This window comes from Holdemanella sp., assembly GCF_056804935.1.
The window spans coordinates 1-6443 of record NZ_DBMEXE010000082.1 but is presented as its reverse complement, the minus strand read 5'-3'; the positions used below and the strand labels follow the sequence as shown (position 1 = coordinate 6443).

General features: G+C 33.2%; 7 protein-coding genes. All 7 read left to right on the top strand.

What is annotated here, in order from left to right; genetic code table 11:
* Positions 1 to 176: 176 nt before the first annotated feature.
* From ACZQCL_RS05170 to ACZQCL_RS05140, 7 genes are read left to right on the top strand one after another with little or no spacing between them, the layout of a single operon-like run.
* Complete coding sequence (locus ACZQCL_RS05170) at positions 177 to 719, top strand: hypothetical protein (RefSeq protein ID WP_003866144.1); 543 nt, start codon at positions 177 to 179, stop codon at positions 717 to 719.
* Entirely contained in the window at positions 719 to 1492 is a 774-nt protein-coding gene (locus ACZQCL_RS05165; protein WP_278513153.1) for an HAD-IIB family hydrolase, read from the top strand. The genes ACZQCL_RS05170 and ACZQCL_RS05165 overlap by 1 nt, the downstream gene beginning before the upstream one ends.
* Positions 1485 to 1811: a hypothetical protein gene (locus ACZQCL_RS05160; RefSeq protein WP_003866142.1), complete on the top strand. Its 327-nt coding sequence runs from the start codon at positions 1485 to 1487 to the stop codon at positions 1809 to 1811. Before ACZQCL_RS05165 ends, ACZQCL_RS05160 begins: the two co-directional genes overlap by 8 nt.
* Positions 1812 to 1858: 47 nt before the next feature.
* A complete protein-coding gene (locus tag ACZQCL_RS05155) occupies positions 1859 to 2839 on the top strand; it encodes a sugar ABC transporter substrate-binding protein (RefSeq protein WP_482482048.1) in 981 nt (326 codons plus the stop codon).
* Positions 2836 to 4146, top strand: a complete 1311-nt coding sequence (locus ACZQCL_RS05150; RefSeq protein ID WP_482482046.1) for a sensor histidine kinase — start codon at positions 2836 to 2838, stop codon at positions 4144 to 4146. The genes ACZQCL_RS05155 and ACZQCL_RS05150 overlap by 4 nt, the downstream gene beginning before the upstream one ends.
* Positions 4139 to 4792, top strand: a complete 654-nt coding sequence (locus ACZQCL_RS05145) for a response regulator transcription factor (protein ID WP_118320729.1) — start codon at positions 4139 to 4141, stop codon at positions 4790 to 4792. Before ACZQCL_RS05150 ends, ACZQCL_RS05145 begins: the two co-directional genes overlap by 8 nt.
* Positions 4792 to 6096 (top strand): ABC transporter substrate-binding protein, encoded by a 1305-nt coding sequence (locus tag ACZQCL_RS05140; RefSeq protein WP_417404559.1) that lies wholly within the window; start codon positions 4792 to 4794, stop codon positions 6094 to 6096. Before ACZQCL_RS05145 ends, ACZQCL_RS05140 begins: the two co-directional genes overlap by 1 nt.
* The last annotated feature ends 347 nt before the right edge of the window (positions 6097 to 6443 follow it).

Sequence of the window (6443 nt, the reverse complement as noted above, 5' to 3'; positions counted from 1 at the left end):
CAATGCCCAAGGACTAGATACTGGCCTCTTTGCTCCAAGAGTTACCAGGTTAGGAGTTTCACCTAACTAAATCAACTGCACCGAACTGGCGCACCATAAACTACCTCCAACAATACTTTTATTATAGCATGAAATGATGATATAATGCTTATTGTGGTTAAGAAGGAGAATGATTTATGGATTCAAATAATATATTTTTTAAAGTTATTGTGGGTGTAGTATTAGTTGGATATATGGCATTCATTTTTTATCAAAGCTTAAAAGGTGGAATTGCCTACAAAAAAGAATTTGAAAACTTTAAAAATTCACATAAACATTACGAAACAATGGTAGATGGTGGATATTGGGTATGGGTCATGGTTGCGATGGCTGTTGTGGCATTTGTTTTAATGTTTATGGCACCAAAATTAGCTTCCAATGGACAAACCTATTATTACTATTTAGCGTATGGATGTATTGGATTGGTATTCTTAGGATTGTCTATTGATTCATATACACATCGTCGTGTTTATTTTACAGAAGACGGCTTCTTTTTTGAAGATACATATTATCGTTATCGCATGCTTGCAAATTTTGAATTTAAAAATGGTGTCATTACACATAATTGCACAGTGTTAATGAGCAATCGTGATAAAATTGTTGTTACTAAGAAAATTGGTGAAAAGCTACAGGAAAAACAAAAAGCATTTAAAAAAGCAAAGAAAGAGCGTCATAAATAATGTTGTTTTTATCCGATTTAGATGGAACTTTAATGAATTCAAATGGAACTATTACAGAAGAAGACGTGAATTCAATTCATCAATGGACACAAAAACATTCATTTGGATTTGTGACAGGAAGAGATCATGCTTTTTGTATGGAACTTGCTTCTAAATATCAATTGTCATGTGAATATATGATTACAGATAATGGGGCAAACGCCTATTATAAAGATCAGAATGTGTATTCTTCTTTAATTGATTTAGATGATGGAATACAAATGTGTAAAGAGATCCTAAAATATAATTTGGATTTGTTTTATACAGACGAAGTAGGAAGTCGCTATTATCCTGTTTCATCTTATGGAAAAGAAAGACTTCATAGTTTTGAAAAGAAACAACCGAGTTTAGGACGATTTTCAAATATAGATATATTGGGATATTTAAATTCACGAGATTTAGGGTTAGCCAAGTTAAGTATGTATGTTGAAAATGACTTAGATTTGTTATTGAATCAATTTAGAGACTTGTTTAAAAATTATGAAGTAATGGCTACTTCAAAAGATTATATTGAGATCACAAAAAAAGGTACAAACAAATGGGAAGCCTTTTGTCATTTACCTGTCGAAGATGCGATTTTTATTGGAGATGGAGAAAATGACTTATGCATATTAAAAAACTTAAAGAATACATATGTCATGGATCATGCACCTGAGAGTTTGAAGGTATATGGCATGTGTGTAAAGAGTGTAGCTCAAGCTATAGATATAGAAAGTAGGAAAGAAAATGTCTAGAAAAAGAAAAAAAGGAGCAAAGGCAACAGCTGCTTCAATGGTAATGGATACTTTGAAAAAAAGAGGGGCAGTAGATGAAAAAAGTGCGGTAGATGTGAGTGCGTTTAAAAATTTGCCTTATGCTACTTCAACAATTAGTTATACAATTTCGAATCTAATAGAAGAAGGTGTTGTTGGTAAAACAAATGATGAAAGATTCTATTATGATGATTTAGGATTTAAAGCTTTAGAAACAAAATTTGTACGTGGATATTCAATGATTTTTATTGTACCTATTGTTATCGCAATCCTTGTATATGTTCTACAAAAAGTGTTATAAAAAAGTGTCGCAGTAATGCGACATTTTCTGTAAGGAAGGAGATTTGAATGGAGAAGCCAAAATCATTTGCGTATATTATCTTCTGTTTAACGATTTGTCTAGCCTTTGCGATTGGCAGTAATTACTTGATTAATACGACTACGCAATCAAATATGATATATAATTCGACGGAGCCACGTAAGATAGGAGCTACTTATATGACCTACAACAATACGTTTTATTCCGTAATCAATGAGGAAATTTCTAGAATCTTAAAAGAACATGGAGATCAGCTCATCACTTTGGATTCAGCTATGAGTTTAAAGAAACAAAAGGAACAAATTCACTATTTGATTGAACAACAAGTCGATGCCATAGTAATTGCGCCTGTTGATTATGAGGGGTTAGAAGATTCATTAAAAGAAGCATACAGAAATCATATTCCTGTGATTGTAGTGGATACGGAAGTAAAACATAATAAGAACGTTACTTATAGTATTGTCAGTGATAACTATGATGCGGGTGTTCAATGTGCAAAGGATATGATGCGCAAGCTTGATCATGCTAATATTGTTCTTTTACAACACTCCACGACTCGTTCAGGCTACTTACGTATTAAAGGATTTGAGGATACCATTCAATCCAATGAGAACTATAAAGTGGTCAAGCGTATGGAGTGTGATGGACAATTAGAGGTGGCCATGCCCAAAATGGAATCTTTTATTGAGGAAGGAATCGAATTTGATGTTGTAATGTGTTTGAATGATCCAAGCGCAATGGGGGCAATGGCTGCACTTTCATCAAATAATATGTTGAAAGATAAATATGTTTATGGCATTGATGGAACGCCGGAGGCAAAAGAAATGGTTGCAGAAGGTAAAATGGCTGCAACTGTGGCACAATCGCCAAAGACGTTTGGAAAAAAGGCTGGGGAGGCAATTTATAAATTGTTTTCGCAAGAAACAATTAAGAATAAAAATGAAATGAGTCCTGTGCAAATCATCACAAAAGAGAATGTTCAAGATTATTCTACGGAGGGCTGGCAATGATACAAAATATTAAAAAATATAATGTATGGCTTGTCTATGTCTGTATGTGGGTTTTTAGTTTTTTTACTGTGTGGTACACCGCAATTGTGATGTATTATACGTTGGTACATGTGACCAAAAGTGGCTATGCATCCGATTTTATAAAAAATATATCTACGCTTTCCAACGTTCCAATGCGTTCTTTTTATATCTCTATATTTATGTTTATTGCGTTATTTTGTTTTGTGTCCATTCGTCCAAAACTCAAATTTTTTTATCATCACCAAATGATTCCTATCTTTATTGAGTTAGGATTCAGTTTGATTTTGATGAAGAATATCTCCTTTAGTGCAACATGTATCTTATTTATCGTCATTGCCGATTGTTTGATGTATGTAGATAAACCTTTTGATCGTTCAATTTGCATCATACTTGTCTTTTTGGCATATATGTTTTCAAATTATGGATATTTATCCAATTATATTCCTATGATTTCATTCCAGGAGTATTTGTCTGTATATAATTCAAGAACACAAGGCTTATTGATGGGTATTGAGGTTACTTTAACCAATTTAAATATTGTATTATTTATTGCTTATATATTCCTGTATCTACAAAAGCAGATGAATGAAACACAAAAGTTCGCTTCATTAAATGCTGAATTGAAACGCTTGAATATTCAACTAAAGGGTTATGCGAATTTGCGTGAAAAAATGGGTGAAACCAAAGAAAGAAACCGTCTTGCCCGTGAAATTCATGATACATTAGGGCATACTTTAACGGGATTAAGTGTTGGTCTTGAGGCTTGTCAAGTGATGATTGATAGGGATGTCAATGTCACAAAAGCACAATTGGGTATTTTGCAAGAGAGCGCAAAACGAGGCTTAACAGATGTCAGACGTTCAGTGGATAAATTGAAGCCAGATGCGTTAGAACGCTATTCATTAAAAGAAGCTTTAGATATGATGATCATGGATTTTCAAAAATTGACGGATGTAACGATTCTTTATTTGTGTCATTTGCCTTTGGTGAATTTAAATGCAGATGAAGAAGAAATTGTGTATCGTGTAGTGCAAGAAGGGATGACCAATTCTGTAAGGCATGGTCATGCAACAAAAATTTATGTTTCGATTGCGCAAGCCGATAATAATTTGATTATAATTATTGAAGATAATGGTCAAGGATGTAAGGATGTAAATCCGGGCTTTGGTATTCATCATTTGACGGAACGTATTAATTTATTACAGGGACGAATTCGTTATTATGGCGATAATGGATTTGAGTTAATTGTAGAAATACCAATGAGAAGAGGAGAGAATAATGGTTAAAATTATGATTGCGGATGATCAGCAGCTCATTCGAGAAAGCTTAAAGATTATTTTAGATTCGGATCCAAGTTTTGAAGTTGTAAAAGTGGTTGGTAGTGGGCAAGAAGTATTAGATTCTTTAAAAACAGAAAGTGTAGATATTATCTTGATGGATGTGCGTATGCCAAATATGAGTGGCGTGGATTGTACGCGAATTGTGAAGAAAGAATATCCAAATATAAAAGTCATCATATTAACAACATTTGATGATGACGAATATATTTATGATGCTTTAAAATATGGTGCAAGTGGTTATCTTTTAAAGGGTTGTTCCTTAGAAGAATTGAGTTCAGCTATTCATAGTGTATTATCTGGGGGAGCTTGTTTTAATCCGAATGTGGCAGGAAAAGTTGCTCAGTTCTTTTCGCAAATGGCAAACTCGAATTCGGAATTTAGTCTTGAGCATGAAGAAGATTTTGACTTGAGTGATACAGAACGACAAATTATTGCACAAATTGGACATGGCTATTCGAATAAAGAAATTGCTCAAAAACTTGGATTTAGTGAGGGTACGATTCGCAACTATTTAAGTGTGATTTTGGATAAATTGGATTTAAGAGATCGCACACAATTGGCTATTTGGTATTTGTCTAGGGGAAATAAATAATGGTGAGAAAAAGATTAAGAACTTTTTTGATAGCCATATTGGTGTGTTGTTTGGCAGCTACATTTTATTATACACAAAAACCCATTGTTTTAACGATAGGTGTATTTGCGGGTAGTAACTGGAATGTGCCAAGTCCATACAGTGGCAAAATTATTGATGATGTGATTGAACGATTTGAGAAAACACATCCCAATGTGCAAGTGGAATATGTGAGTGGAATCTTAAAAGAGGATTATTCAGATTGGGTTTCAAAGGAAGCTTTAAATGGTAAATTGCCCGATGTGTTTATGGTGTTGAGTGATGACCTTTCTACATATGCTAAGGTGGGAATGTTAGAACCATTAGATACGTTTATGCAGACGGATGCAGACTTTAATAAAAATCGCTATTTTTCAACAACATTAAATGCAGGAAATATATATGATCATCAATATGCACTTCCATATGAAAGTTCACCAACTTTGATGTTTGTGAATAAAACGTTATTAGAAGAAAATGGGATTGCGATTCCAAATGTGGATTGGACGTGGGATGATTTTTATTCAATTTGTGAAAAATTGACTGTGGATACGGATGGTGATGGAGAAATCGATCAATTTGGAGAGTATGGCTATACTTGGCGAAATGCCCTAAGTTCGAATGGACAGGCGTTGTATGATGAAGAAAGTATGAAGTGTACTTTACAGAAACAGGATGTGTATTCAGCTATTGAATTTGTGCGTCAATTAAATCGTTTAAATCGAAATCAGAATGTGACAAGTGAATTGTTTGATAAAGGCAAGATTGCCTTTTGTCCAATGATGTTTAGTGAGTATAGAACATATAAACCGTATCCTTGGAGCGTTAAAAAATATTCAAGTTTTGAATGGGATTGTCTTCCAATGCCTGCAGGACCTAGTGGCAATAATGTATCGCAAATGGATAGTTTACTTTGTGGAATCAGTAAAATGTCTTCTAAGAAAAAAATGGCTTGGGAATTTTTGAAGTTACTTTGTTATGATGAGACAACGCAAGAGAGTTTGTTTAAATATTCGCAGGGTGTCTCCGTGTTGAAGAATGTGTCGACATCCAAAAATGTGACTAAGTATATTCAAGAGGATGCGCCATTGGATTCAAATTATAATTTAGATTTTTTTGATGATATGATGGAACAAGCAATCACGATAAAAAAGCTGGATGGCTATGATCAATTGTATTCGATGGCAGATAGTGAAATTCGAAGAGTCATTGATACAAATGAGGATATTGAGTTGGCAATGCAAAATTTGAATGATGAATTAAATATATTATTGGAGAAACAATAACAACATTTATTATTTATTTAGTGAATGGACCTCTAAATTTTTTAACAATCAAAAAAGATTTCAGCAATAGTTATAAGCTGAGATCTTTTTTTGTATAAAATAGCTGCATCGATTTTCAAATATCTTTTATTATGGTATTTTTTCTATAACGCTTTCATCTTGATTTTTGAACAGTGTCTAGCGAAAGTTTTGCAGTAAAGCTCTTTGAAATTAGAGTATTTGGTTAGCTTTCATGTGTCTAAAATGGTAAAAAAACATAAACCTGAATTATTCATGAAAATATAAAAATTCGTAGAATGTTCCTAATTTAAAGGAAATCTACGAATTTTTCTTATCACCCATTGGGT

Coding starts and splice junctions, on each gene's coding strand:
- ACZQCL_RS05170 (WP_003866144.1), top strand. CDS start 177: ATGGATTCAAATAATATATTTTTTAAAGTTATTGTGGGTGTAGTATTA.
- ACZQCL_RS05165 (WP_278513153.1), top strand. CDS start 719: ATGTTGTTTTTATCCGATTTAGATGGAACTTTAATGAATTCAAATGGA.
- ACZQCL_RS05160 (WP_003866142.1), top strand. CDS start 1,485: ATGTCTAGAAAAAGAAAAAAAGGAGCAAAGGCAACAGCTGCTTCAATG.
- ACZQCL_RS05155 (WP_482482048.1), top strand. CDS start 1,859: ATGGAGAAGCCAAAATCATTTGCGTATATTATCTTCTGTTTAACGATT.
- ACZQCL_RS05150 (WP_482482046.1), top strand. CDS start 2,836: ATGATACAAAATATTAAAAAATATAATGTATGGCTTGTCTATGTCTGT.
- ACZQCL_RS05145 (WP_118320729.1), top strand. CDS start 4,139: ATGGTTAAAATTATGATTGCGGATGATCAGCAGCTCATTCGAGAAAGC.
- ACZQCL_RS05140 (WP_417404559.1), top strand. CDS start 4,792: ATGGTGAGAAAAAGATTAAGAACTTTTTTGATAGCCATATTGGTGTGT.